28 protein-coding genes are annotated in these 24529 nt (G+C 71.3%); 3 read left to right on the top strand and 25 right to left on the bottom strand.

The annotated features are described in order from the left end of the window. Window positions 1-77: 77 nt before the first annotated feature. The 6 genes from RWM17_RS01310 to infC form a co-directional block, all read right to left on the bottom strand. Window positions 78-950 (bottom strand): glutamate ABC transporter substrate-binding protein, encoded by an 873-nt coding sequence (locus RWM17_RS01310; protein ID WP_314100738.1) that lies wholly within the window; start codon window positions 948-950, stop codon window positions 78-80. Between the two features lie 131 nt (window positions 951-1081). Next, on the bottom strand, window positions 1082-1819 hold the full coding sequence (locus RWM17_RS01315; protein ID WP_314100739.1) for an amino acid ABC transporter ATP-binding protein: 738 nt from the start codon (window positions 1817-1819) through the stop codon (window positions 1082-1084). A gap of 82 nt (window positions 1820-1901) precedes the next feature. After that, the gene (locus RWM17_RS01320) at window positions 1902-2714 is read right to left on the bottom strand and encodes an RNA methyltransferase (protein WP_209562019.1); all 813 of its coding nucleotides are present in this window, start codon (window positions 2712-2714) and stop codon (window positions 1902-1904) included. A 117-nt stretch (window positions 2715-2831) separates the two neighbouring features. Next, the gene (gene rplT / locus RWM17_RS01325) at window positions 2832-3224 is read right to left on the bottom strand and encodes a 50S ribosomal protein L20 (RefSeq protein ID WP_209561104.1); all 393 of its coding nucleotides are present in this window, start codon (window positions 3222-3224) and stop codon (window positions 2832-2834) included. 30 nt (window positions 3225-3254) lie between these two features. Beyond that, entirely contained in the window at window positions 3255-3449 is a 195-nt protein-coding gene (gene rpmI, locus RWM17_RS01330) for a 50S ribosomal protein L35 (RefSeq protein ID WP_314100740.1), read from the bottom strand. A 3-nt stretch (window positions 3450-3452) separates the two neighbouring features. Continuing rightward, on the bottom strand, window positions 3453-4100 hold the full coding sequence (gene infC, locus RWM17_RS01335; protein WP_314100741.1) for a translation initiation factor IF-3: 648 nt from the start codon (window positions 4098-4100) through the stop codon (window positions 3453-3455). A 330-nt stretch (window positions 4101-4430) separates the two neighbouring features. On the opposite strand from infC, the gene RWM17_RS01340 reads away from it, so the two are divergent. Then, on the top strand, window positions 4431-4769 hold the full coding sequence (locus RWM17_RS01340; protein ID WP_123548743.1) for a DUF1844 domain-containing protein: 339 nt from the start codon (window positions 4431-4433) through the stop codon (window positions 4767-4769). Between the two features lie 52 nt (window positions 4770-4821). On the opposite strand, the gene RWM17_RS01345 is transcribed toward RWM17_RS01340, so the two are convergent. The 6 genes from RWM17_RS01345 to RWM17_RS01370 form a co-directional block, all read right to left on the bottom strand. Next, on the bottom strand, window positions 4822-5601 hold the full coding sequence (locus RWM17_RS01345) for an SseB family protein (protein WP_314100742.1): 780 nt from the start codon (window positions 5599-5601) through the stop codon (window positions 4822-4824). After that, the gene (gene priA / locus RWM17_RS01350) at window positions 5598-6347 is read right to left on the bottom strand and encodes a bifunctional 1-(5-phosphoribosyl)-5-((5-phosphoribosylamino)methylideneamino)imidazole-4-carboxamide isomerase/phosphoribosylanthranilate isomerase PriA (RefSeq protein WP_123548713.1); all 750 of its coding nucleotides are present in this window, start codon (window positions 6345-6347) and stop codon (window positions 5598-5600) included. Before priA ends, RWM17_RS01345 begins: the two co-directional genes overlap by 4 nt. A gap of 74 nt (window positions 6348-6421) precedes the next feature. Then, window positions 6422-7057 (bottom strand): imidazole glycerol phosphate synthase subunit HisH, encoded by a 636-nt coding sequence (gene hisH / locus RWM17_RS01355; RefSeq protein ID WP_314100743.1) that lies wholly within the window; start codon window positions 7055-7057, stop codon window positions 6422-6424. Next, window positions 7054-7668: an imidazoleglycerol-phosphate dehydratase HisB gene (hisB, locus tag RWM17_RS01360; protein ID WP_314100744.1), complete on the bottom strand. Its 615-nt coding sequence runs from the start codon at window positions 7666-7668 to the stop codon at window positions 7054-7056. Before hisB ends, hisH begins: the two co-directional genes overlap by 4 nt. Then, on the bottom strand, window positions 7665-8750 hold the full coding sequence (locus RWM17_RS01365; protein WP_314100745.1) for a histidinol-phosphate transaminase: 1086 nt from the start codon (window positions 8748-8750) through the stop codon (window positions 7665-7667). Before RWM17_RS01365 ends, hisB begins: the two co-directional genes overlap by 4 nt. 97 nt (window positions 8751-8847) lie before the next feature. Further along, on the bottom strand, window positions 8848-9219 hold the full coding sequence (locus RWM17_RS01370) for a LysM peptidoglycan-binding domain-containing protein (protein ID WP_314100746.1): 372 nt from the start codon (window positions 9217-9219) through the stop codon (window positions 8848-8850). Between the two features lie 251 nt (window positions 9220-9470). Here RWM17_RS01370 and lexA point away from each other — a divergent pair, with 251 nt between their 5' ends. Continuing rightward, a complete protein-coding gene (gene lexA, locus RWM17_RS01375) occupies window positions 9471-10160 on the top strand; it encodes a transcriptional repressor LexA (protein WP_314100747.1) in 690 nt (229 codons plus the stop codon). 75 nt (window positions 10161-10235) lie between these two features. Here the strand turns inward: lexA and hflX are convergent, their stop codons facing one another. After that, window positions 10236-11807 (bottom strand): GTPase HflX, encoded by a 1572-nt coding sequence (gene hflX, locus RWM17_RS01380; protein ID WP_314100748.1) that lies wholly within the window; start codon window positions 11805-11807, stop codon window positions 10236-10238. An 81-nt stretch (window positions 11808-11888) separates the two neighbouring features. On the opposite strand from hflX, the gene RWM17_RS01385 reads away from it, so the two are divergent. Further along, on the top strand, window positions 11889-12512 hold the full coding sequence (locus tag RWM17_RS01385) for a methyltransferase (RefSeq protein ID WP_314100749.1): 624 nt from the start codon (window positions 11889-11891) through the stop codon (window positions 12510-12512). Window positions 12513-12566: 54 nt separating this feature from the next. Here the strand turns inward: RWM17_RS01385 and dapF are convergent, their stop codons facing one another. The 12 genes from dapF to RWM17_RS01445 form a co-directional block, all read right to left on the bottom strand. Then, on the bottom strand, window positions 12567-13445 hold the full coding sequence (dapF, locus tag RWM17_RS01390) for a diaminopimelate epimerase (RefSeq protein ID WP_314100750.1): 879 nt from the start codon (window positions 13443-13445) through the stop codon (window positions 12567-12569). Continuing rightward, window positions 13442-14383, bottom strand: coding sequence for a tRNA (adenosine(37)-N6)-dimethylallyltransferase MiaA (miaA, locus tag RWM17_RS01395; protein WP_314100751.1), 942 nt, complete (start codon window positions 14381-14383; stop codon window positions 13442-13444). Before miaA ends, dapF begins: the two co-directional genes overlap by 4 nt. 24 nt (window positions 14384-14407) lie before the next feature. Then, entirely contained in the window at window positions 14408-15016 is a 609-nt protein-coding gene (locus tag RWM17_RS01400; protein ID WP_314100752.1) for a regulatory protein RecX, read from the bottom strand. Window positions 15017-15198: 182 nt separating this feature from the next. Further along, window positions 15199-16260 carry a recombinase RecA gene (gene recA, locus RWM17_RS01405; protein ID WP_314100753.1) on the bottom strand — a complete coding sequence of 354 codons (1062 nt, stop codon included), beginning with the start codon at window positions 16258-16260 and terminating at the stop codon, window positions 15199-15201. Window positions 16261-16567: 307 nt separating this feature from the next. Next, window positions 16568-16792, bottom strand: a complete 225-nt coding sequence (locus RWM17_RS01410; RefSeq protein ID WP_314100754.1) for a DUF3046 domain-containing protein — start codon at window positions 16790-16792, stop codon at window positions 16568-16570. A gap of 91 nt (window positions 16793-16883) precedes the next feature. After that, a complete protein-coding gene (locus tag RWM17_RS01415; protein WP_123548700.1) occupies window positions 16884-17192 on the bottom strand; it encodes a helix-turn-helix domain-containing protein in 309 nt (102 codons plus the stop codon). Between the two features lie 146 nt (window positions 17193-17338). Further along, complete coding sequence (locus tag RWM17_RS01420) at window positions 17339-17830, bottom strand: nicotinamide-nucleotide amidohydrolase family protein (protein WP_314100755.1); 492 nt, start codon at window positions 17828-17830, stop codon at window positions 17339-17341. Further along, the gene (gene pgsA, locus RWM17_RS01425) at window positions 17827-18468 is read right to left on the bottom strand and encodes a CDP-diacylglycerol--glycerol-3-phosphate 3-phosphatidyltransferase (RefSeq protein ID WP_314100756.1); all 642 of its coding nucleotides are present in this window, start codon (window positions 18466-18468) and stop codon (window positions 17827-17829) included. The genes RWM17_RS01420 and pgsA overlap by 4 nt, the downstream gene beginning before the upstream one ends. A gap of 1 nt (window position 18469) precedes the next feature. Continuing rightward, window positions 18470-21421: a DNA translocase FtsK gene (locus RWM17_RS01430; RefSeq protein WP_314100757.1), complete on the bottom strand. Its 2952-nt coding sequence runs from the start codon at window positions 21419-21421 to the stop codon at window positions 18470-18472. Window positions 21422-21497: 76 nt separating this feature from the next. Next, entirely contained in the window at window positions 21498-22727 is a 1230-nt protein-coding gene (locus RWM17_RS01435; protein WP_314100758.1) for an ABC transporter permease, read from the bottom strand. Further along, complete coding sequence (locus RWM17_RS01440; RefSeq protein WP_314100759.1) at window positions 22724-23509, bottom strand: ABC transporter ATP-binding protein; 786 nt, start codon at window positions 23507-23509, stop codon at window positions 22724-22726. The genes RWM17_RS01435 and RWM17_RS01440 overlap by 4 nt, the downstream gene beginning before the upstream one ends. Further along, the gene (locus tag RWM17_RS01445; protein WP_314100760.1) at window positions 23509-24525 is read right to left on the bottom strand and encodes a biotin/lipoyl-binding protein; all 1017 of its coding nucleotides are present in this window, start codon (window positions 24523-24525) and stop codon (window positions 23509-23511) included. The genes RWM17_RS01440 and RWM17_RS01445 overlap by 1 nt, the downstream gene beginning before the upstream one ends. Between the last annotated feature and the right edge of the window lie 4 nt (window positions 24526-24529).

Here is a 24529-nt window from a genome sequence, read left to right on the forward strand (position 1 = left end):
GGCGGGCCCGCCGAGCGGGGCCGGCGGGGAGGCGACGGACACCGTGCGCAGGCCGCGCACGGTGTCCGTCGATGTCGCTAGTAGCGGTCGATCGCCGGGGGCTCGGGGGTCTCGAGGACCTTGCCGGCCGTCTTCTCCCACAGCTCGTCCCAGGTGCCGTCGTCCTCGGCGTCCTGCAGCGTGTCGTTGACGAACATGCGGAAGTCGGTGTCGTCCAGCGCGAGGCCGATGCCGTAGGGCTCTGCCGTGAAGGGCTCGCCGACGACCTCGAACTCGCCCTCGTTCTGGTCGGCGAGGCCGGCCAGGATGACGTTGTCGGTCGTCACGGCCTGGACCGCGCCCGTGCGCAGCGGCTCGAGGCAGTTCGAGTACGTGTCGGTCGCGATGATGTCGGTCGGCGCGCTGACGTACTCGGCGATGTTGGCCTCGCTGGTCGAGCCGCTGACCGTGCAGACCTGCTTGCCCGCGAGGTCGTCGACGCTCTCGATGCCCTCGGGGTTGCCCTCGAGCACGAGGAGGTCCTGACCGGCCTCGTAGTACGGGCCGGCGAACGAGACCACCTCTTTGCGGGCGTCGTTGATCGTGTACGTCGCGATGACGAGGTCGACCTGGCCGTTCTGGATGAACGGCTCGCGGTTGGCCGACACGGTCTCGACCCAGTTGATGGAGTCGGGCTCGATGCCGAGCTTCGCGGCGATCAGCTTGCCGATCTCGGCGTCGAAGCCCTCCGGCACGCCGTCCGGGTTCGCCAGGCCGAAGAGCGGCTGGTCGAACTTGGTTCCGATCGTGATCTCGCCCGCGTCGGCGAGCTCGGCCATCGTGCTGCCGGCCGCGAAGTCGGCGGGCGTCTCGACGTCGACGGCGGGTGCCGACGAGTCGGTGCAGGCCGTCAGGCCGAGCACCGTCACGGCGGCTGCGGCTGCGGCGACGAATCCCTTGCTGAGTCGCATGTCGTTCTCCTTGCTGGGTGACCCGGTCGACGGTCGACGTCCGGGAGTCTGGTGGGGCGCCTCCTCGACGCCGGGGGCGCAGGAGGTGCGGAGGGGTGGCCGAGGACGCCCCGTGACGGGGCGTGCCGGGCTCAGTGCGTGAGGATCTTCGAGAGGAAGTCGCGGGCCCGGTCCGACTTCGGGGCAGTGAAGAACTCCTCGGGCGTCGCTTCTTCGACGATCTCGCCCTCGGCCATGAACACGACACGGTCGGCCGCCTTGCGGGCGAAGCCCATCTCGTGGGTGACGACGATCATCGTCATGCCGTCCTTCGCGAGCTGCACCATGACGTCGAGGACCTCGGTGATCATCTCGGGGTCGAGCGCGCTGGTCGGCTCGTCGAGGAGCATCACCTTGGGGTCCATCGCCAGGGCGCGGGCGATGGCCACGCGCTGCTGCTGCCCACCGGAGAGCTGAGCAGGCATCTTGGACGCCTGGTTGCCCACCCCGACGCGGTCCAGCAGCTCCATCGCGCGCTTCTCGGCCTCAGCCTTGGACCGGCCGCGCACCTTGATCTGCCCGAGCGTGACGTTCTCGAGGACCGTCTTGTGGGCGAAGAGGTTGAAGCTCTGGAACACCATGCCCACGTCGGCACGGAGCTTCGCGAGGGCCGAGCCCTCTTCGGGCAGACGCGTGCCGTCGATCGTGATGACGCCGTCGTCGATCGTCTCGAGGCGGTTGATCGCCCGGCAGAGCGTCGACTTGCCCGAGCCGCTCGGACCGATCACCACGACGACCTCGCCCCGCCCGACGGTGGTCGTGACGTCTTTCAGGACGTGCAGCTGACCGAAGTGCTTGTTGACGTGGTCGACCACGACGAGGGGTTCCATGGGTCCACACAAACAGACGCCCGGTAGGGGGTCAAACTCACAGCTGATTCGTAACGCAACCGAAACGAGCCGTCCGGTCCGCCTAGGAGCGCTGGGCGAACGCGCTCTCGTAGAGGCAGACGGAGGCGGCGGTCGCCAGGTTCATCGACTCGGCGTGCCCGTAGATGGGCACCACGACCGCTCGGTCGGCCCGCGCGAGGTCGTCGTCGGTGAGCCCGCGCGCCTCGTTGCCGAAGAGCCAGGCGGTCGGGGCGTCGAGGACGCCGTCCTGCCGCGCCTGCAGCAGGTCGTCGCCCTTGACGTCGGCGGCGATGACCTGGATGCCCGCCTCGGCGCACCGCGCCACGACGCTGGCCAGGTCGATGCCGACCGCGACGGGGACGTGGAAGAGTGAGCCGGTCGTCGCGCGGACGACCTTCGGGTTGTAGAGGTCGACGCTTCGACCGGTCATCACGACGGCGTCGGCACCGGCGGCGTCGGCGGCGCGGATGATCGTCCCGGCGTTGCCCGGGTCACGCACCTCCTCGAGGATGGCGATGAGCTTCGGGCCGCCGTCGTCGCCCTCGGCGAAGATGTCCTTGACCGACGTGGGGAACTGACGGCAGACGGCCACCACGCCCTGCGGGGTCACGGTGTCGGCCATGGCGTCGAGCACGGCCTCGGTGACGAACTCCGCCTCGAGGCCCGCCTCGCCGGCCGCGTCCGCCAGCCCCGGGTGCCGCTCGAGGGCGGTGGGAGTGACGTAGAGCTCGAGCACCAGCTCGGGACGGAACGCGAGCGCCTCGGACACCGCCTGCGGCCCCTCCAGCAGGAACAGCCCCGTCTCGGTGCGGGCGTCCCGCTTGGAGAGCTTCGCCACCGCCCGGACTCGCGGCGAACGGGGGTTGTCGATCAGAGGGGTGCGCACGCGACAACTATGCCGCACCCGACCCCGGGAACGACGGAGGGCCCGGACAGCAAGTGCTGTCCGGGCCCTCCGGAGGTGGTGCTGGTGATGCTGACGCAGTGCGTGCTACGCGGCGACCGTGGCCTTGGGGGCCGAGGTGTCGGCGGGCAGCGCAGCCTTGGCCGTCGCGACGATCGACGCGAAGGTGGCGGGCTCGTGCACGGCCAGCTCGGCCAGGATGCGACGGTCGACCTCGATGCCGGCCAGGGACAGGCCCTGGATGAGGCGGTTGTAGGTCAGGCCGTTCTGACGCGACGCGGCGTTGATGCGCTGGATCCACAGGCGGCGGAACTCGCCCTTGCGCGCACGGCGGTCACGGTACGAGTAGACGAGCGAGTGGGTGACCTGCTCCTTGGCCTTGCGGTACAGGCGCGAACGCTGACCGCGGTAGCCCTCGGCGCGCTCGAGGATGACGCGACGCTTCTTGGCGGCGTTGACCGCTCTCTTGACTCTTGCCATTTTCTTGTTCCTCTACGTTCGTGTCAGCGGTCAGTGACCGAGAAGCTTCCGGGCGACCTTGGCGTCGGCCGGGGCCAACAGCTGGTCCTGGTTGAGGCGCGCCTTGCGGCTGGCGCTCTTCACCTCGAGGTTGTGTCGCATGCCGGCCTGCTGCTTCATGATCTTGCCGGAACCGGTGACCTTGAAACGCTTCTTGGCACCGGAGTGGGTCTTCTGCTTGGGCATGTGCTACTTGCTCTCTTCTGTCGGCTCGGCCGGTGCATCGGCCGCCGCCTTGTCGGACGTGGGGTGCTTCGGGGGCTTGTTCGCCGCCTTGCGAGCTTCGGCCTCGGCCTTCGCCTCGGACTTGTTCTTGTGGGGCCCGATCACCATGACCATGTTGCGGCCGTCGATGGTGGGGGTGGACTCGACACTGCCCAGCTCGGACACGTCCTCAGCGAAGCGCTGGAGCAGACGCACGCCCTGGTCGGGACGCGACTGCTCGCGACCGCGGAACAGGATCATGGCCTTGACCTTGTCGCCGCCCTCGAGGAAGCCCTCGGCGCGCTTGCGCTTGGTCTCGTAGTCGTGCTTGTCGATCTTCAGACGGAACCGGACCTCTTTGAGGATGGTGTTCGCCTGGTTGCGTCGGGCCTCTTTCGCCTTCTGCGCAGCCTCGTACTTGAACTTCCCGTGATCCATGATCTTGGCCACGGGAGGCTTCGAGTTGGGGGCCACCTCGACCAGGTCGAGTTCGGCCTCTGCGGCGAGACGCAGCGCCATGGCGATGGGAACGACGCCGATCTGCTCACCTGCAGGCCCCACGAGGCGGACCTCGGGGACGCGGATACGGTCGTTCGTACGGGGATCGCTGATGCGGAACTCCTCTGTCGTCACTTCGTCACCTGCCGACCCGGAGGGGCGGAAGGGAAAGAGGAGGTTCGCGCACCGGTCGCTCTCGCGGCCCGTGCCGTCTCTCGACGGCCGTGCACTGCACCCTGGCTGCCCGGCCCGCTCCGCCTCGAGGATCGCTCTTCGGGGTGGTGCAGATCGAACGGGGTGCCAACAACCCGGTAACCTCGTGTGACGGTCAAGCGCGGGTGGGAGAATCTCCACTTTCGCACGCAGCAGACGCTGCGAGCCTGGAGAAGCCTAGCAGAGGATCAGCACGTGAGCCACACCCCGCACACCCACCCCGCCGACGGCCACGACGACGCTCCCGTCGGCATCCCGGTCGAGCACCCGTCCGACGCCGTCCGCGACATCGCCGACGTCAACGCGGTCGAGGTCATCAACACCGTCGCGGTGCACCTGATGAGCGCGGCGGCCGTCAAGGTCGGCCTGGCCGACGATCCCGCGGCGCAGACCGACCTCGACGAGGCACGCAAGCTCATCTCTTCGCTCGCCGGCCTCGTCGTGGCCAGCGCGCCCGAGATCGGCGACCAGCACGCCCGCGCCCTGCGCGACGGCCTCCGTTCGCTGCAGCTCGCCTTCCGCGAGGCCAGCTCGATCCCCGACGCCGTCGGCAAGGGCCCCGGCGAGAAGCTCACCGGCCCGGTCACCTGACTCGCGACCAGGTGGGCTGACCCGATCATCCGACGCGTCGATCTGACCCGCCTCAGGCGGGGACGACGCTGACGGACATGCTGTCGACGCGGTCCACGATCACCGGGTCGGCCTGCCACGACGCCTGGAGGCGCTGCAGCAGCTCCCCCAGCTGCACCTGGTCGAGCCCGGCACGCACCGCGAGCCGGACGACGATCTCGGGCGTGCCCAGACGGGCGCCTCGGTAGCCGGGCGAGATCGCCAGCCCGACCAGCGCCTCCTCGTCGCTCGACGCGGCGAGGAACGCCTGCAGGACCGCCTCGTCCGTGTGGGCGGGCACCCAGGGCAGGTCCTGAGCGACGGCCCAGAGCGCCGGTCGCCGGACCCCGAACTCGGTGGGCGAACCCGGGTCGAGCACGAGGTGCTCGGTCGACTCGGCGACGGCCGCCAGGGCGACCCGTCGCGCGTCGACCGGGACCGGACGCGCCACGGCGTCCCAGCGGCTGAGGGCCTCGACACTGGTGAACGCCGGCAGCACGGCGCGGCCGTCCGGGCCGGCCACCGTCACGATGGACAACTCCTGCGTCTTGTCGACGCGGCGACCGTGGTCGTCGAGCCCCTCCTCCCCCGCGACCGCGACCAGCGGGATCAGCAGACGCGCGGGACGCAGGGCGTCGACGACCTCGTGCTCGGGCAGCCCGCCCGCGCCGAAACGGACCAGGGCCTCGAGGAGGCGCGGGTCGGCCGAGCCGTCGTCACCCGCGTGGGCCGTGTCGTGGTGGTCGAAGGTGCGGCCCGCGAAGGGCCGCCCGGCGCTGTCGGCCGCGGGCGTGGGCTCGTGGCCGCGGCTCACGACACCGATGCGACGTCGAGCGCGGCGGCGAGGGTGAAGGCACCCGAGTAGAGGGCCTTGCCGACGATGGCCCCTTCGAGGCCGAGGGGGACGAGCTCGCGGAGAGCCGCGATGTCGTCGAGGCTCGAGATGCCCCCCGAGGCGATGACCGGACGGTCGGTGCGCTCCATGACCTGCCGGAGGAGATCCGTGTTCGGTCCGGTCAGGGTGCCGTCCTTCGTCACGTCGGTCACGACGTAGCGCGCGCACCCTGCGTCCTCGAGCCGGGCGAGGACCGTCCAGAGGTCGCCGCCGTCCTCCGTCCAGCCGCGCGCGGCGAGCGTCGTGCCCCGCACGTCGAGCCCGACCGCGACGGCCTCGCCGTACTCGGCGATGACGTGGGCGGCCCACTCGGGGTTCTCGAGCGCGGCGGTGCCCAGGTTGATGCGCTTGACGCCCGTGCTCAGGGCGTCGTCGAGCGAGCGGTCGTCGCGGATGCCGCCGCTGAGCTCGACGTCGATGCCCTTGACCTGCTTGATGACCTTCTTGATGATCGACCGGTTGTCACCCCGCCCGAACGCCGCGTCGAGGTCGACGAGGTGCAGCCACTCGGCGCCCTGCGACTTCCAGTCGTCGGCCGCCGCCACGGGGTCGCCGTAGCCGGTCTCGGTGCCGGCCTCGCCCTGCGTCAGGCGGACGGCCTGCCCGCCGGCGACGTCGACGGCGGGGAACAGGGTGAGGCCGGGGGTCGTGCAGAAGTCGCTCATGGTGTCTCTCTCGCGGACGTGCCGCGTGCTGTCGCCGACGGGAGCCGGGATCGCGGTCGGGTCAGGGGTGCGGGTCAGAGGGTGCGGAGCCAGTTCGAGAGCAGCGTGATGCCCGGCTGCCCCGACTTCTCGGGGTGGAACTGCGTCGCCCAGAGCGGTCCGTTCTCGACGGCCGCGACGAAGCGCCCGCCGTGGTCGGCCCACGTGACGTGGGGCTCGGGGAACGGACGGATCACGTCGAGGGTCCAGGCCTGCGCCGCGAACGAGTGCACGAAGTAGAAGCGCTCGTCGCGCACGCCCTCGAAGAGGACGCTGCCCTCGGGGGCGTCGACGAGGTTCCAGCCCATGTGCGGCAGCACCTCAGCCTTCAGTTCGTCGACGACGCCGGGCCACTCGCCGAGGCCGCCGGTCGTCGCACCGCGCTCGACCCCGCCCTCGAAGAAGACCTGCATGCCGACGCAGATGCCCATGACGGGACGGCCGCCCGCGAGTCGCCGGTCGATCATCTCGCCGCCGCGGACCGACTGCAGCTGGCTCATCACGGCGCCGAAAGCACCGACGCCCGGGACGAACAGCCCGTCAGCCGCCTGCACCCTGGCGCGGTCGCGCGTGAGCTCGACGTCGGCGCCCGCGAGCTCGAGGGCCTTGACCGCCGAGTGCACGTTGCCGCTGCCGTAGTCGAGGACGGCCACGGTGGGACGGACCGTCACAGGGCGCCCTTCGTGGACGGCACCCCGGTCACCCGGGCGTCGGGCTGGACGGCCTGGCGCAGGGCCCGCGCGAAGGCCTTGAACTCCGCCTCGGCGATGTGGTGCGGGTCACGGCCGCCGAGCACGCGCACGTGGACGGTGATGCCGGCGTGGAACGTGATCGCCTCGAAGACGTGGCGCACCATCGAGCCGGTGAAGTGGCCGCCGATGAGGTGGTACTCGAAGCCCTCGGGCTCGCCGGTGTGCACGAGGTACGGGCGGCCCGAGACGTCGACGACGGCCTGGACCAACGCCTCGTCGAGGGGCACGAGCGCGTCGCCGTAGCGGGAGATGCCGGCCTTGTCGCCCAGCGCCTCCCTGATCGCGCCGCCGAGCACGATGCCCACGTCCTCCACCGTGTGGTGGACGTCGATGTGGGTGTCGCCCGCCGCCGACACGTCGAGGTCGATGAGCGAGTGCTTCGACAGGGCCGTCAGGAGGTGGTCGAAGAACGGCACGGACGTGTCGATCGACGAGCGCCCCGTCCCGTCGAGGTCGAGGGACAGCTGGATGCGCGACTCGCTCGTCTCGCGGGACGAGGAGGCGGTGCGGGCGCGAGGCTGATCGGTCACGAGGAGAGCCTAATGTCGCGCAGCGCGTCGAGGAACGCGGTCGTCTCGGCCTCGGTGCCCGCGCTCACCCGGAGGTGCCCCTCGATGCCGAGGTCGCGGACGATCACGCCACGGGCGAGGAGGCGACGGAAGACGTCGGCCGGGTCGTCGACGCCCCCGAAGAGGACGAAGTTCGACCAGGTCGGCCACGGGCTGTAGCCGAGCTCGGTCAGGACACGCACGATGCGGTCGCGCTGGGCCTTGATGTCGTCGACCATCGCGAGCATCTCGTCGGCGTGCGCGAGGGCTGCGACGGCCGCCGCCTGCGTGAGGGACGAGAGGTGGTACGGCAGCCGCACCAGGCGGAGTGCGTCGACGACGGCAGGGTGTGCCGCCATGTAGCCGACCCGGGCACCGGCGAAGGCGAAGGCCTTGCTCATGGTGCGCGAGACGATGAGGCGCTCCCGGCCCTCGAGAAGGGTGAGCGCCGTGGGCTGGCCGGCCGGCATGAACTCGGCGTAGGCCTCGTCGACGAAGACCATGCCGTCGGTCGCGTCGTACGCGGCCCGGACCGTGTCGAGGTCGAGCGGGGTGCCCGTCGGGTTGTTCGGCCCGCAGAAGAAGACGACGTCGGGCCGGAGACGCTCGATCTCGGCGACCGCCGTCTCGGGCGTGATCGTGAAGCCCTCGTCGCGGGCGCCCTCGAGCCAGGTGCTGCCGGTGCCCGCCGCGATGATCGAGTGCATCGAGTACGTGGGCGGGAACCCCAGCACGGAGCGGCCCGGGCCGCCGAAGGCCTGCAGGATCTGCTGGATGACCTCGTTGGAGCCGTTCGCCGCCCAGATGTGCTCACGGCTGAGTCCGTGTCCGAGGTAGCCCGCCAGCGAATCGCGGAGGGTCGAGAACTCGCGATCGGGGTAGCGGTTCACGTCGACGAGTGCCGCGCCGACGGCCTCGAGGATGTCGGCGGCGACGTCGGCAGGAACGGGGTGCGTGTTCTCGTTGACGTTGAGGGCGACGGGCACGCGTTCTTGGGGAGCGCCGTACGGCGTCAGCCCCTTGAGGTCGTCTCGGATGGGCAGGTCGGCGAGGCTGAAGGACACGAGTCCATGGTAGGCGGCAGGCGGAGTGCCGACCTCACCGTGACCGGACCGGACCGGAACGGAACGGAACGGACCAGTCAACCCCGGCCACACCAGATCAGCGGCTGTACTTCTCGGGGACCGCCAGCGTCTGGCCCGCTGCCACCTCGGCGCTCGGCAGGTTGTTCAGGCGGACGAGGTCGCTGACGACGTCGCGCGGGTCTTTGGTGGGGGCGATCTCGCTCGCGACCTGCCAGAGCGACTCGCCGCCCTCGACCGTGACCTGGGCGAAGGACACGTCTGCGGCCTGGTCGGAGGCGACGGCACCGGGGCCGAGCAGCAAGCCCGCGGCCACGATGCCGGTGGCGCCGAGCGCGACCGCGGCGCCGACCACTCGCCTGCCCCGACGCGTGATGCGCAGGCGGGTGCGAGGGACGACCGAGCCGCCGGTGATGCCGACGATGTCGTTGCTGATGCTGGTGGCGCTCATGAGGTGGTTCCTTTCACCGCGAGAGTTGTCGTACGAGTTCGTGCCCGGCACTCGGCCGGGAATGCCGGACACGAAGACGTGTACCGAACATATCTTCGACTGAGCCCGACCGCAACCATTTCTCTCGAACATCGCCCGCAGACAAGCGCGACACACTCGAACATGTGTTTCGCCAAGTGGCCGTGATCCGATAGGTTCCAGTCGGTGGGACGAGTACACCAGCGACCACCGACATCGACGGCAGGAGAGAGATGACCGACCGGCACAGCGCGACGGCGACCGCCCCGGCGACGCCCCCGCGCAAGGCGCTCACCGCCAAGCAGGAGTCGATCCTGGCCGCGATCCAGGCGAGCATCGCCCAGAGCGGCTACCCGCCGAGCATGCGCGAGATCGGCGACGCCGTCGGCCTCAAGTCGCTGTCGAGCGTGACCCACCAGCTCAACCAGCTCGAGCTCGCCGGCCGGATCCGCCGCGATCCCAACCGCCCGCGCGCCCTCGAGGTGCTGGGCGACCCGACGCCAGCCGCCGCCCCCGTGACGAGCATCCTCTCGACGAGCGACGACGGCGACACCGCCCACGTCCCGATGGTCGGCCGCATCGCGGCCGGCATCCCCATCACCGCCGAGCAGCAGGTCGAGGACGTCATGCCGCTCCCCCGGCAGCTCGTCGGCAAGGGCGAGCTGTTCATGCTCCGCGTCGTCGGCGAGTCCATGATCGACGCCGCCATCTGCGACGGCGACTGGGTGGTCGTCCGGCAACAGCAGAACGCCGAGAACGGCGACATCGTCGCGGCCATGCTCGACGACGAGGCCACGGTCAAGGTCTTCCGGCAGCGAGACGGCCACACCTGGCTGCTGCCCCGCAACAGCGCCTTCGAGCCGATCGTGGGCGACCACGCGCAGATCCTCGGCAAGGTCGTGGCGGTGCTCCGCTCGGTCTGACGCGTCCCGAGAACGACGAAGCGCCTCCTGCCCTGGCCGGGTCGGAGGCGCTTCCTCGTGCAGGGAGCGAACAACTCAGGAGGCGGCTGCCTCCGTGGTCTCGACGGCGTCGGCAGTCTCCGTGCGCACGAACGGCGAGAGCGCCGCGACGTCGCTCGGGTAGACGCGGGCGTGCACCCGGGTGCCCTGCTCGTCGTAGTCGGTCGTCAGGACCCGGCCGGAGTCGTGCAGGTGCGACACCACGTCGCCGCGGTCGTAGGGCACGAGGAGGTCGAGCTCGACCTCGGGCTCGGGCAGCAGCCCGGCGAGCTTCGCCAGCAGCTCGTCGATGCCCTCGCCCGTGCGCGCCGACACGAAGACGGCCGTCGGCTCGAGCCCCTGCAGCACCAGCCGCTGGTCGTCGTCGACGAGGTCGCTCTTGTTGAAGACCACGACCTCGGGGATGTCCCGGCCGTCGACCTCGCCGATGACCTCGCGCACCGTCGCCAGCTGCGCGGCCGGGTCGGGGTGCGATCCGTCGACGACGTGCACGATGACGTCGGAGCCGGCGACCTCCTCGAGCGTCGAGCGGAAGGCCTCGACGAGCTGGTGCGGCAGGTTTCGCACGAAGCCCACCGTGTCGGCGTAGGTGAAGGGTCGACCGTCGGTGGTGGCGCTCTTGCGCACCGTCGCGTCGAGGGTGGCGAAGAGGGCGTTCTCGACCAGGACGCCAGCGCTCGTGAGCCGGTTCAGCAGGCTCGACTTTCCTGCGTTCGTGTAGCCGGCGATCGCCACGGAGGGCACCTCGTTGCGGTCGCGGTTCGCTCGCTTGGCGTCGCGAGCCGGCTTCATCTCCTTGATCTGGCGCCGGAGGCGGGCCATGCGCGTGTGGATCCGGCGACGGTCGAGCTCGATCTTCGTCTCACCGGGGCCCCTGCTGCCCATGCCGGCACCGGCACCGCCGACCTGGCCACCGGCCTGGCGGGACATCGAGTCTCCCCAGCCACGGAGTCGCGGGAGCAGGTACTCGAGCTGGGCGAGCTCGACCTGCGCCTTGCCCTCGCGGCTCTTCGCGTGCTGGCTGAAGATGTCGAGGATGACGGCCGTGCGGTCGATGACCTTGACCTTGACGACGTCCTCCAGCGCACGCCGCTGGCTCGGTGCGAGCTCGGTGTCGGCGATGACCGTGTCCGCGCCGAGGGCGGCGACGGTCTGTCGCAGTTCTTCTGCCTTGCCCTTGCCGAGGTAGGTGCTGGGGTCCGGGTTCGGCCGACGCTGCAGGAGGCCGTCGAGCACCGACGCGCCCGCGGTCTCGGCCAGCGCGGCGAGCTCGCGGAGCGAGTTCTCGGCGTCCGAGAGCGAACCCTGCGACCACACGCCGATCAGGACGACGTTCTCGAGGCGGAGCTGGCGGTACTCGACCTCGGTGACGTCCTCCAGCTCGGTCGAGAGGCCGGCCACGCGACGGAGCGCGGCCCGGTCCTCGCGGTCGTACTGGTCGCCGTCGCCCGAGCCGTCGAGCGAGCGGGTCTGGATCGCCTGGGCAGGCGAGAAGATCGTGTAGGCGGACGCCCGCGACGCCGCACGCTCGAGGACCCGCGACACGACGTCGTCGCCGGGCTGTCCGTCACGCTCGTCGTCGAGCGGGGTCGTGGGGGTGTCTGTCATCGAAGTGATACTAGCCCTCCGGAGGGGGTCGAGCCTGGGCCGTCACGGGCCAGGCAGCTGATGTTCGGTAAGTTGTCCCGCGTGACCAACGACCACTACTTCTCCCCGAAGCCGGAGAGCGAGCTGCGTCGGCGGACGATCACGGCGACCCTCGCAGGGCGAGAGCTGACGCTCACGACGGCGTCGGGCGTCTTCAGCCCCGAGCGGGTCGACCCGGGCACGGCCGTCCTGCTGGCCGGTGCACCGCAGCCGCCCGCGACGGGCGACCTGCTGGACGTCGGGTGCGGATGGGGCCCCATCACACTGAGCCTCGCGTTGTCGTCACCCGACGCGACGGTGTGGGCCGTCGACGTGAACGAGAGGGTCCTCGACCTCGTCCGTGAGAACGCACGGGCCGCGGGCCTCCACAACGTCAACGCCGTGACGCCCGACGGTGTTCCCGACGACGTCGTGTTCGCGTCGATCTGGTCGAATCCGCCCATCCGGGTCGGCAAGGAGGTGCTGCACGGCCTCCTGGAGACCTGGCTGCCACGCCTCGAGCCCGGCTCCGACGCCTGGCTCGTCGTGCAGAAGAACCTCGGCGCCGACTCGTTGCAGGCATGGATGAACACGACCATGGCGGACGTGGTGCAGGTGGAGCGGGCCTCGACGAGCAAGGGGTACCGGGTGCTGCGGGCCCGACGCGCCTCCTCGCCGCTCGCCTAGGCGAGCCGGTACGACAGGGTCGTCGCCCGAGGGCCCACGCCCGGGGAGGGACGGCTAGAGGGTCAGCGCGCCGCTGAACACGAGCTCGGCCGGGCCGCTGAGCGACACGTGCTCACCATCGGCTCCGGCCGCGACGTGGACCCCGAGGATGCCACCCGGCACCTCGACGGACCAGTCGTCGGGCGCGCCCGCGCCGGCCCAGTGCCGCACGGCGAGTGCCGCAGCCGCCGCGCCCGTGCCGCACGAGAGCGTCTCGCCGCTGCCGCGCTCGTGCACGCGCATGCGGATGTGGCCGATGCCGTCGACCACGAGCGGATCGGACGGGACCACGAACTCGACGTTGGCGCCCTCGGCAGGCGCGGGATCGAGCACCGGGACCCAGGAGAGGTCGAGCCCGTCGAGCTCGTCGTCGGAGGCGAGGGCGACGACCACGTGCGGGTTGCCGACCGAGAGGGACAGGCCCGGCCTCGCCGCGTGGAGTTCTCGGGCGCGGACCGTCGGCTCGTCGTCCCCGAGGGCCCAGACGCCGAGGTCGACCCGGAAGCCCGAGCCGTCTCGCCGCACCGTCCGCACGCCTGCACGCGTGCCGATCGTGAGGGCCTCGCCGACGGGCAGGTCGACCAGGCCGCGCTCTACCAGGTAGCGCACGAAGACGCGGACGCCGTTGCCGCACATCTCGGCGAGGCTGCCGTCGGCGTTGTGGTAGTCCATGAACCACTCGGCGGAGGGATCGCTCGCCAGCGCCGCGGCGCCGGCCGGGAACGCGGACGAGCGGACGGCACGGATGACCCCGTCGGCCCCCACGCCGAAACGACGGTCGGTCAGGGCGCGGATGGCGACCCCGTCGAGGTCGGTCTCGCCGTCGGCGTCGGTGAACAACACGAAGTCGTTCCCGGTGCCCTGTCCCTTGGTGAACTGGAGCGTCGTGGTCACCCGAGGAGTCTAGCGAGGGCCCGCTCGACGGCCGCCGGGTCGCCCGTGGTCGACCAGTCGACGTCCGGGTACCGCTTGAACCAGCTGACCTGGCGGCGGGCGTAGCGACGCGTGAGCGCCTGCGTCTCGCTGATCGCCGCCTCCTCGTCGGTGTCGCCTCGCAGCTGCGCCGCTGCCTGCGCGTAGCCGATCGCCCGGGAGGCGGTGATCCCGTCGGCGAGGCCGAGCGGCAACAGGCCTCGCACCTCGTCGACCAGGCCGTCGGCCCACATGCCGCGCACGCGTGCATCGAGACGCTCGACGAGCACCGGTCTCTCCTCGGCGATGCCGACGATCGAGGAGGGGCGCCACCGCTGCGCCTCGTCGGGCAGGGCCGCCGAGAAGGGCTCACCGGTGATCTCGCCGACCTCGAGGGCCCGGACGAGCCGCCGGGCGTTGTGCGGTCCGATCCGCTCGGCGGCGACCGGATCGGTCTGGATGAGCAGCTCGTGCAGCGCGCCGGGGCCGCCGCTCGCAGCCACCCGCTCGAAGCGCTGTCGCACGGCGGCGTCGGTGCCCGGGAACCGGAAGTCGAAGAGCACGCTCGAGACGTAGAGCCCGGACCCACCCACCAGGAGGGGCACGGCGCCGCGCGCGAGGACGTCGTCGATCACGGTCCGAGCACGGGACTGGTACCACTCGACGCTGGCCTCGGCCGTCACCTCGAGCTCGTCGAAGAGGTGGTGCGGCACACCTCGCCGCTCGGCCTCGGGCAGCTTGGCCGTGCCGATGTCCATCCCCCGGTAGAGCTGCATCGCGTCCGCGTTGACGATCTCGGCTGGACGCCCCGCATCGCGGAGCCGCTCGGCCAGGTCGAGCGAGAACGCCGACTTGCCGGTGCCGGTCGATCCGACGACGGCGACCAGGCCGCCGCCCACACCTTCACCGACCGTCGACATGGTGCCCCAGTGTAGGGCGGGGCGTCACTCGAAGCGGACGCCGCCCCGGCTGCTGCCACCGCGCGGCAGGGCCTTCTCCACGGCACGACGTACGGTGTCGGAGCGGTAGCCGCGGCGCATGAGATAGCCGTTGAGACGCCGCTCGGCAGTGGCCCTGTCCAGCCCGCGCAGCGAGCCTGCGCGCTTCTCGGCCCACTCGTCGGCCCTGGCCTGCTCGTCGGCGTCGTCGGTCTCGGCGAGGACCTCCTCGATCACGGACGCGTCGATGCCACGCGAGCGCAGCTCGGACGTCACGGCGCCCCGACCGAGGCCCTTGCGGCCCTGCTTCGTCTCGAGGAGGTTCTCGGCGAGTTCCCGGTCGTTGAGGAGGCCCACCCCTTCGAGGCGCGACACCTCGTCGGCCACGACCTCGGGATCGAGGTCGCGCGCCTCGAGCAGCGACGCCATCTCGGCCGACGAGACTCCCCGTCGACTGAGGGCGTGCAGGCTGACGTTCTCGGCCCTGGTCCGCTGTGCGTCCAGGTCCTCGCGCGGCTCCTCGGCTTCTGCCTCGTCGCCGTGCACAGGCGCCGCGGCGGACCCGTCCGACCAGTGCTCGGTCACGGCGGCCAGGGCGGCTGCCGCGTCACGCACCGGATCCCGCCTCGCGCCGTCGCCCGACGGCTCGACAGGCTCGTCGTCGCCCACGACAGTCGCCGGCCCCCTCGAGGGGTGACTCGACGCGTCAGCGCCTGCACGGCCGGACCTGGCTCCGCGGACCCCGAAGAGGGGGGTCACGGGAGCCAGGTCGTCGGCCGACTCGTCGTCGTGCGAGGTCATGCGCCCTTCCGGGCGGCGATCTTCGCCTCGATCGACTCGACGGGCGCCTCGACCGGCTTCGCCCCGCCGACGCCGAGCTTCGCGAGGATCTTCTGCTCGATCTCCTGTGCGACGGAGGCGTTCTTGAGGAGGAAGTTGCGCGAGTTCTCCTTGCCCTGGCCGAGCTGGTCGCCCTCGTAGGTGTACCAGGCACCGGACTTGCGGACGATGCCGTGCTCGACGCCGAAGTCGATCAGGCTGCCCTCACGGGAGATGCCGACGCCGTAGAGGATGTCGAACTCGGCCTGCTTGAAGGGCGGTGCCATCTTGTTCTTGACGACCTTGACGCGGGTGCGGTTGCCCACTGCGTCCGTTCCGTCTTTCAGGGTCTCGATGCGGCGGATGTCGAGTCGCACCGAGGCGTAGAACTTGAGCGCCTTGCCGCCGGCTGTGGTCTCGGGGCTGCCGAAGAACACGCCGATCTTCTCGCGCAGCTGGTTGATGAAGATCATGGTGGTGCCGGTCTGGTTGAGACCACCCGTCAGCTTGCGGAGGGCCTGCGACATGAGCCGCGCCTGGAGGCCGACGTGGGAGTCGCCCATCTCGCCCTCGATCTCGGCACGCGGCACGAGCGCCGCCACGGAGTCGATGACGACGAGGTCGATGGAGCCGGAGCGGACGAGCATGTCCGCGATCTCGAGCGCCTGCTCGCCCGTGTCGGGCTGCGAGACCAGGAGTGCGTCGATGTCGACGCCCAGCTTCTTCGCGTACTCGGGGTCGAGGGCGTGCTCGGCGTCGATGAAGGCCGCGATGCCGCCGTTGCGCTGTGCGTTGGCGATGGCGTGCAGCGTGAGCGTCGTCTTTCCCGACGACTCGGGGCCGTAGATCTCGACGATGCGGCCACGAGGAAGGCCCCCGATGCCCAGCGCGACGTCGAGGGCGATCGAGCCGGTGGGGATGACGGCGACCGGCGCGCGGTCGTCACTGCCCAGGCGCATGACGGCGCCCTTGCCGAACTGCCGGTCGATCTGGGCGAGCGCCGTCTCGAGGGCCTTCTCGCGGTTCTCTGCTGAGGGCATGGTGACTCCTTCAAGGTTGATGTCCGTGCGCCTGTAGGCTGTCGCGTCGCGCTCGGCCCGGAGGCGGCGGTCTCGACGACAAGGCTGGTGCCCCCGCGGATGCGAGAGCGGTGGAACGTCGATGAGGGAACGCTACGACCGGCCACCGACATCGCGGACGCGATCTCGGCTGGAAGTGGAGCACTCGGACATCGGCGCCCTTGTGGAGGAAGCTACCACTGCGCCGAACGCATGTTCGATCCAACGTGTCGGCGTGTCGAACACCTGATCGTCGCACGGCCCTGGCGACACGGCTCGGCGACGAAGGTCAGCGACGCGGCTCGGGCAGCCCGGCGCCGTGCCTGCGGGCCACGGGGACGCCCTCGGCCTCACACAGGGCCAGCCACACCTCGCGCGGCGGCACGCCTCCGCGGAGCGCCTCGTCGGCGGTCTCGTCGCCCAGCGACGAGAGGACGAGATCACGGGTGACGACTCGTCCGTACGCCTCGCCGAACTCGTCGTCGACCGCCCTGCGGAACTCGCTCTTGCGCATCAGTCGAGGGTACCCGGACGTCGAGACGCCCCCGACCTGGATCGGGGGCGTCTCGGCGCGAACTGCACGACGGACCGTGAGGTCAGGGACGTCAGCGCACGACCAGATCGGTGTCGAACTCGGCGACCATGTCGTCGGGCAGGGTGTCCGGGATCGGGTTGAGGCCCTCGATGACGGCCATCCGGTCGCCCACCTCGCGCATGATGACGGAGATCGGGGTCTCGAGCGCGTCGGCGACCGACGCGAGGATCTCGGAGCTCGCCTCTTTCTGCCCACGCTCGACCTCGCTGAGGTAGCCGAGTGCGACGCTCGCCTTGGAGGCGACCTGTCGCAGCGTGCGGCCCTTCTGGAGACGGAAGTCGCGGAGGACGTCGCCGATCTCTTGACGGACCAGAACCATGGGACCCCTCCTTGCGACATAGGACCCACCGTGACGGGATTCAGGGGTGGGTGAGGAACACTGCTGTCGAACTGGGTGCCACTGTAGCCAGCCAGCTCTGTGTGACGCTTGTGAACTCACGAGATGTAACGAGACCGAAACCCCGGCTATTCCCGAGGCCCCGTGAGCCAGTCGTGCAGCATCGAGAGTGATTCGGAGACGGTCGCCGATCGGATGGCCGCACGGTCGCCCTCGAGGGCGAGCCTCGTGACGCGAGCCTCGCCTCCTGCGCTCAGGGCGACGTACACCGTGCCGGGCGCCTGGCCGTCCTGGGGGTCAGGGCCAGCGACCCCCGTGGTCGCGATGCCGACGTCGGCGGCCTGGCCCTCGACGGCCAACGCTCGACGTGCCCCCGCCGCCATGGCGACGGCGACGTCGGGATCGACGGCGCCCCGGGCCGCGAGCAGCGCAGCCGGCACACCGAGCAGCGAGGCCTTGAGCGGCGTCTGGTAGGCCACGACTCCCCCGACGACGACCGTGGACGCACCGGGGACGGAGATCAACTCTGCGGCGAGCAGACCCCCCGTCAACGACTCGGCGACCGCGACGGTCAGCCCCTGGCGGTCGAGCTCGTGCACGACCTCCGCCGCGGTGGTCACGACGTGCGGGAGTGCTTCAGGGCGACCCGGACGTAGTCGGCACCCGACACGAGCGTGGCCACCACGGCGGCCGTCATCACGACGGTGTTGAGGCCGTGCACCCAGTCGCCCAGCGGCACCCACAGCGGGAAGAGCGCCAGCGTCACCGCGACGGCCTGCAGCACGGTCTTGAGCTTGCCGCCTCGTGACGCAGGGATGACGCGGTCGCGGATGACGACGAAGCGGTACACGGTGATCCCGATCTCGCGCACGAGGATGAGCGCGGTGACCCACCAGGGCAGCTCGCCGAGGATCGAGAGCCCGACCAGCGCGCCGCCGACCAGGACCTTGTCGGCGATCGGGTCGACGATCTTGCCGAAGTCGGTGACGAGGTCGAGGCCCCTCGCCAGCATGCCGTCGAGGCTGTCCGTGAGGATGGCGACGACGAACAGCACGGCGGCCGCGATGCGCAGCGGGCCGTCGGCGCCGTCGTCGATCAGCAGCCAGGCGATGAACAGCGGCGCCATCAGGATGCGGATGACCGTGATCACGTTGGCGATGTTCGCCGTGCTGGCCGGCCCCGCGCCGCGGCTCGCGAAGCGTCCCCGCCAGGGGAACGTCGCGGCCCGGGGTGCATCGGGGGTTCTCTCGTCGGTCACGTCAGTCCCTGCCGGTCAGGCCCCAGGCGTCTTCCGACTCCTCGTCGCCGTCGACCTCGTCGTAGCCTCGTGTCATCTCGGCGACGGGGTCGTCGCCGTAGTCGCCCGCGCCGACCGCCACGGGAGCCGAGGAGGCGGGGCCCGACCCCCGGAGCCCGTCGTCGCCCTGCCCGCGCAACTTGGCCAGCACGCCCGGCAGCTGCTCGTTGGTGACGAGCACGTCGCGCGCCTTCGAGCCCTCGGAGGGACCCACGATGTCGCGCGACTCCATGAGGTCCATCAGTCGCCCGGCCTTGGCGAAGCCGACGCGCAGCTTGCGCTGGAGCATCGACGTCGACCCGAACTGCGTGCTGACGACCAGTTCCGCCGCCGCGAGGAGCAGCTCGAGGTCGTCGCCGATGTCGCCGTCGATCTCTTTCTTCTCGACCACGGCCGCCACGTCGGGCCGGTAGTCGGGACGCGCCTGCCGCGTCACGTGCGCCACGACCTCGGCGATCTCCGCCTCCTGCACCCACGCACCCTGGACGCGCATGGCCTTCGAGGCGCCCATGGGCAGGAAGAGCCCGTCGCCCTGGCCGATCAGCTTGTCGGCGCCGGGCTGGTCGAGGATGACCCGCGAGTCGGTGACGCTCGACACGGCGAACGCGAACCGGGACGGCACGTTCGCCTTGATGAGGCCCGTCACCACGTCGACCGACGGACGCTGCGTCGCGAGCACCAGGTGGATGCCCGAGGCACGCGCCAGCTGGGTGATGCGGACGATGCTGTCCTCGACGTCGCGCGGGGCGACCATCATGAGGTCGGCCAGCTCGTCGACGACGACGAGCAGGTACGGGTAGGGCTTGAGCGACCGGGCGCTGCCGGCCGGCAGCACGATCTCGTTCGCGACGACGGCGCGGTTGAAGTCGTCGATGTGGCGGAACCCGAAGCTGGCGAGGTCGTCGTACCTCATGTCCATCTCCTTCACCACCCACTGCAGCGCCTCGGCCGCCTTCTTCGGGTTGGTGATGATGGGCGTGATCAGGTGCGGGACGCCGGCGTAGATGGAGAGCTCGACCCGCTTCGGGTCGATCAGGACCATGCGCACGTCGGTCGGCTTGGCCCGCATGAGGAGCGACGTGATCATCGAGTTGACGAAGCTCGACTTGCCGGAGCCGGTGGCGCCGGCGACCAGGAGGTGCGGCATCTTCGCGAGGTTCGCCACGACGTAGCCGCCCTCGACGTCCTTGCCGACGCCGATGGTCATCGGGTGCACGCTCTTGGCGGCGGCCCCGGAGCGCAGGACGTCGCCGAGCGACACGATCTCGCGGTCGGTGTTCGGGATCTCGACGCCGATGGCGCTCTTGCCCGGGATGGGCGAGAGGATCCGCACCTCGTTCGAGGCCACGGCGTAGGACAGGTTCTTGCTGAGGGCCGTCACCTTCTCTACCTTGACGCCCGGGCCCAGCTCGATCTCGTAGCGGGTGACGGTCGGGCCGCGGCTGAAGCCGACGACGCGGGCGTCGACGGAGAACTGGCGGAGCACCTCGGTGATCGAGCGCACGATCTCGTCGTTGGCCTCGCTGCGCGCCTTGGCGGGCGGGCCGACGCTCAGCGTGGAGGCGGCCGGCAGGCGGTAGGGCGCCACGGGCGAGTCGTCCTCGACGTCGAGCGACGGCGGGGCGGGCTCGTCGTCGTCGACGGCCAGGAAGTCGGCGGCGACGTCGCTCTCGCCGGGCGCGGCCGCGGACGTGGGGGCCGGCACGGCGGTGACGGGCAGGGACGGGAGGACGGTCGTGGCGGCCGTCGCCCCGGCAGGACCGCTGCCGGCGGCGCCCGCGGCGGACGTCGTGGGCGCCGGCTCGTCGTCGTGCAGCGGGACGTCGATGCCGAAGGACCGCACGGCGTCCTCCGCCGCGTCGAGGTCGTGCAGCAGGTCGGCCTGGTAGACGTCGGTCGGGGCGTCAGCTGCCGCGGCCCCTGCTGCCGGGGACCCTGTGGCGGGGACGTCGCCGCCGATGGTCGCGCCGTGGTCGACGAAGACCGGGCCGGCGGCGCCACGACGACGAGAGCCCCGCCCTCGGCGGTCCGCCGCGTCGTCGGCGCTGCTCTGGGTGACCACGGGCGTGTCGTAGGCCGGGTCTTCTTCGCGCCCGCTCTTGTTGCGTCGCCACCAGGGCAACGTGTCGGGCTCGCCCGCCTCGCCCTCGGCGGTGCCGTCGGCGCTGGCAGCGCTCGCGTCCGCCGTCGTCTCGCCGAAGAGCCAGCGGTACAGGTCGCCGAGACGGTGGCCGATGCGGTTCGGCGGCGTCTTGGTCATGATCAACAGGGACAGGGCGAGCAGGACGACGACGACCGGCACCGCGACCCACTCGGTCGCGAGCATGACCAGCCAGGAGGCGACGAGCCACCCGAGCACTCCCCCGCCCGTCGCCAGGGCGCGCATGCCCTCGACGGCCTGGGGCTGGCCGCCGTAGATGTGGCAGAGGGCGCTGATGGACACGATCATGAGGCCGAGCCCGATGCCGATGCGCGTGTTGTCGTGGACGGAGGCCGGGTGCCGGAACAGCCAGCCGGCGAAGAGCACCATGATGACCGGCAGCGCGTAGGCGACCCGCCCGAAGAACCCGCCGAACGTGTACGCGTCGAACGCGACGGCCAAGGGGCTGGTGGGGTTGAGCCACTCGACCACGGCCCCGGCGATCGCCAGCAGCACGAGGAGGAAGGGGACGCCGTCGCGGCGCTCGGACTTGTCGAGCGACTCGCTGCCGAAGAGCCGGAAGGCGCCTCCGGTCAGGTGGGCCAGGCCCATCCAGGCGGAGGCGACGACGCCGGGCCCCTCGTCGACGGGAGCGGGAGCCTTCGCGGCGGGGAGCTTCTTGGTGGCCGCGGTCGCGCCGCGGGCCGTCGAGGTGCCGGCGGACGCGCCGCGCCCCGAGCGCGAGCGCGCGGTCGACTTGATGGGCGTGGCCATGCCGTCGAGGTTACCGCCCGCCGCCGACGCCGACCGGAGGTGGTCGGCGCGCCGGGCCCCGCGCGGCCCGCCCGCCTCAGTAGCGGATGGCGTCGATGACCTTGACCCGGACGGCGACGAGAGCGGGCAGCACTCCCGCCACGGCGCCGATCAGCGTCGCGGACCCCAGGCCGATCAGGGCGGCGGTGATCGGGAACGGCGGCAGGTCGTCGACCGACCCCTGGGCGATGAAGCCCTGCACGGTCGGGTTCTGCACGACGAGCACGGCGACCATGACGCCGACGGCCCCCGCGACCACCGTGCCGGCGACGCTCTCGAGCATCACCGAGAAGAACACCCGGGGCGCCGTGGCGCCGAACGACCGCCGGACCCCGATCTCGCGGATGCGCTGCCGCACCGTGACCAGCGCGATGTTGACCAGTCCGAGCCCGCCGAGCAGCAGCACGAGCACGCCGACCCCCGTGATGATCAGCTTGATCGGCTTGAAGGGGTCGGAGTCGCCCGCGTACGCCGCGTAGTCGGACCGGTTCACGTCGACCTGCACGTCGTCGCCGAGGGCCGCCGCGAGGTTGCCCTGCACCATCGTGCTCAACTGGTCGCCGGACGACGTCGGCAGCCACATCTCGTACTGCGGCGTCTCTGCGTACCCGCCCTGCGAGAGCGGCACCAGGTCGTGCTCGTCCGAGGGCAGGAGGAACAGCCCGGGCGCCTCCTCGGCGTACTGCGCCGCCGTGACGCCCACGACGACGCCGGTCACCGAGTCCGTGCCGCTCAGCAGGAGGGTGGGGTGCGAGTCGACCGGAGGGCGGCCGAGCGTGTCCCAGAGCGCCTCGTTCACGACGACCGCCGGGGCCATCCGCTGGTCGTCGCCCTCGACGAACCAGGATCCCTCGGCCATCGACACCCGGTGCATCTCGCCGTACTCGGGGTCGACGACCTGTGCCGAGACGTCGGTGAGGCCGCCGGGCAGCTGGACGGACCTCGTCGTCCAGAGGTTCTCGGACGCCCACGAGATCTTGTAGCGCGACATCGTCGAGCGGAACTCGTCGTCGAGGAGGGCGGGGTCGAGCAGGGTCGCCCCCTGGCTGTAGGCCGAGACCGTGTAGGTGGCAGGTCGCCCGCCGGACTTCTCGGACGACTCGCGCGTGGACTGCTCGGCGAGGCTGCCGAGCCCGACGACGGCGGTCAGCGCGGCGACGGCCACCGCGACCCCGATGAGGCTGAGCAGCACCCGCAGCTTGTTGACCCTCAGCTCGGACCAGGCCTCGACGAACGCTCCCACGACCCCCGACAACAGACCGCTCACGACACGACCTCGACGGGTGCCGGGAAGGAGGAGGCGGGAGCCCCCGACGCGGAGGCGCCCGCCGGCACGAGGGCCGACGCCCCGGCCAGCCCGCTGCCCAGTCGGGCGGCCGAGAGCACGCCCGCGTCGAGCGAGTAGTGCCGCGCGGCGAGGCCCGCCACGGCCAGGTCGTGCGTGATGGTGACGAGGGCGGCGCCGGTGTCGGACGAGATGTCGTCGAGGAGGCGCATGACCGTCGCCCCCGTCTCGATGTCGAGCGCTCCCGTCGGCTCGTCGGCCAGGATGACGCGCGGGTCGCGCACCAGCGAGCGCGCGATCGCCACCCGCTGCTGCTCGCCGCCCGAGAGGCGGTGCGGCATCGAGTCGACGCGGTGCCCGAGCCCGACCTTCTCGAGCATCTCGGCCGCGATCGCCCGCCGGCGCCAGAAGCGCCGACCGCGGGCGTAGAGCAACGGCGTCATGACGTTCTCGAGCGCCGTGCGCCCCTGCAGCAGGTTGAACTGCTGGAAGATGAAGCCCACCTGCTCGCCGCGGAGCCGGTCGCGGGCCCCCGAGCGCATGCCGCTGACGTCGACGTCGTCGAACCAGTGCGCGCCCGTCGTCGGCGCGTCGATGAGCCCCAGGATGTTGAGCAGGGTCGACTTGCCCGAGCCGGAACGGCCGACGATGCTCACGTGCTCGCCCGCCTCGACCACGAGGTCGACGCCGCGGAGGATGTCGAGCGTCGCGTCGTCGGCGAGGGGGACCGTCTTCGTGACTCCCTCGAGCCGGATCAACGACATCAGCAGTAGACCTCTCCGGTCGTCGGGTCGACGCAGCCCTCCTGCGGGGCGACGGCGCCGGGCACGAACTCGAGGACCATGTCGCCCTCGACGAGGCCCCCGGTCACCTCGACGGTCGTGCCGTCGTTGATGCCGAGCGTGATCTCCCGCTCCTCCTCGGTGCCGTCGGCGCCGACCACGGTCACGACGCCCTTGCCCGCGGCGCCCTCGACCGCGGTGAGCGGCACCGTGAGGACGTCGGTCGCGACGCCGGCGGGGATCGTCAGCTTCGTGGCGAGGCCCGCGAAGACCGTGACGTCGCCGGGGACGGCGCACGTCACCGACTGCCCCGAGACGCCCGTGCCCGACGAGTCGCCGGTGTCGCCGGCGGTCGTGGTGCCCGCGCCGGCGCCGGCACCGCCGACCGAGAGACCGGTGCAGACGAACGGCGCCGGGCCGCCCTGGATGGACGCGGTGCCCTCGGCCGGCCGGCTGACCAGGCGGTAGAGCTGGTCGGCGGCCAGCGCCCCCGTGACGTGGAACGTCGGAGGCGCCACCTTCGCGACCGCGTCGCCCACGGCCACCTCCTGGTCCTTGATGACGGAGAGCTCGGTCACGGTGCCCGCGACGGGCGACGTCACCACCGCGGTCTTGACGATCGGGGCACGCTCGGTGACGGTGCCGTCGGCCGAGACCAGCGCCTCCTGCGGGGTCTCGGAGCGCAGCGTCGCGATCTTGTCGCCCGCGGCGACGGCCTGGCCCTTCTCGACGACGACGGTCACGACGGTGCCGGCCAGGGTCGCGGGCACGGTCGAGGCGACGTCGGCCTCGACCGTGGCGTCGACCGTCACGTCGTTCGTGACGGTGCCGACGGCCACGGCGACCTGGGGCTCGACGGCCTCGCCGGTCGGGACCGCCACGGAGCCGGTCGCCGCGTCGGGCGCCGCGAAGAACGCGAGCTTGACGAGGGCCACCGCGATCGCGACGAAGATCAGGATGCGGAGGATCGGGAAGATCCAGGTCTTGGCGACGCGCACGGGC

Origin of the sequence: uncultured Frigoribacterium sp., from assembly GCF_963515265.1 — a bacterium.
Classification (GTDB): domain Bacteria; phylum Actinomycetota; class Actinomycetes; order Actinomycetales; family Microbacteriaceae; genus Frigoribacterium.

What these genes read in the sequence shown, in the direction of transcription:
- miaA (WP_314100751.1), bottom strand. Translation starts at nt 14,383, where the DNA reads ATGTCGACGGTCGGTGAAGGTGTGGGCGGCGGCCTGGTCGCCGTCGTC.
- RWM17_RS01315 (WP_314100739.1), bottom strand. Translation starts at nt 1,819, where the DNA reads ATGGAACCCCTCGTCGTGGTCGACCACGTCAACAAGCACTTCGGTCAG.
- RWM17_RS01370 (WP_314100746.1), bottom strand. Translation starts at nt 9,219, where the DNA reads ATGAGCGCCACCAGCATCAGCAACGACATCGTCGGCATCACCGGCGGC.
- rpmI (WP_314100740.1), bottom strand. Translation starts at nt 3,449, where the DNA reads ATGCCCAAGCAGAAGACCCACTCCGGTGCCAAGAAGCGTTTCAAGGTC.
- RWM17_RS01310 (WP_314100738.1), bottom strand. Translation starts at nt 950, where the DNA reads ATGCGACTCAGCAAGGGATTCGTCGCCGCAGCCGCAGCCGCCGTGACG.
- recA (WP_314100753.1), bottom strand. Translation starts at nt 16,260, where the DNA reads ATGCCCTCAGCAGAGAACCGCGAGAAGGCCCTCGAGACGGCGCTCGCC.
- RWM17_RS01440 (WP_314100759.1), bottom strand. Translation starts at nt 23,509, where the DNA reads ATGTCGTTGATCCGGCTCGAGGGAGTCACGAAGACGGTCCCCCTCGCC.
- priA (WP_123548713.1), bottom strand. Translation starts at nt 6,347, where the DNA reads ATGAGCGACTTCTGCACGACCCCCGGCCTCACCCTGTTCCCCGCCGTC.
- hflX (WP_314100748.1), bottom strand. Translation starts at nt 11,807, where the DNA reads ATGACAGACACCCCCACGACCCCGCTCGACGACGAGCGTGACGGACAG.
- RWM17_RS01430 (WP_314100757.1), bottom strand. Translation starts at nt 21,421, where the DNA reads ATGGCCACGCCCATCAAGTCGACCGCGCGCTCGCGCTCGGGGCGCGGC.
- RWM17_RS01415 (WP_123548700.1), bottom strand. Translation starts at nt 17,192, where the DNA reads ATGGTTCTGGTCCGTCAAGAGATCGGCGACGTCCTCCGCGACTTCCGT.
- lexA (WP_314100747.1), top strand. Translation starts at nt 9,471, where the DNA reads ATGACCGACCGGCACAGCGCGACGGCGACCGCCCCGGCGACGCCCCCG.
- RWM17_RS01410 (WP_314100754.1), bottom strand. Translation starts at nt 16,792, where the DNA reads ATGCGCAAGAGCGAGTTCCGCAGGGCGGTCGACGACGAGTTCGGCGAG.
- rplT (WP_209561104.1), bottom strand. Translation starts at nt 3,224, where the DNA reads ATGGCAAGAGTCAAGAGAGCGGTCAACGCCGCCAAGAAGCGTCGCGTC.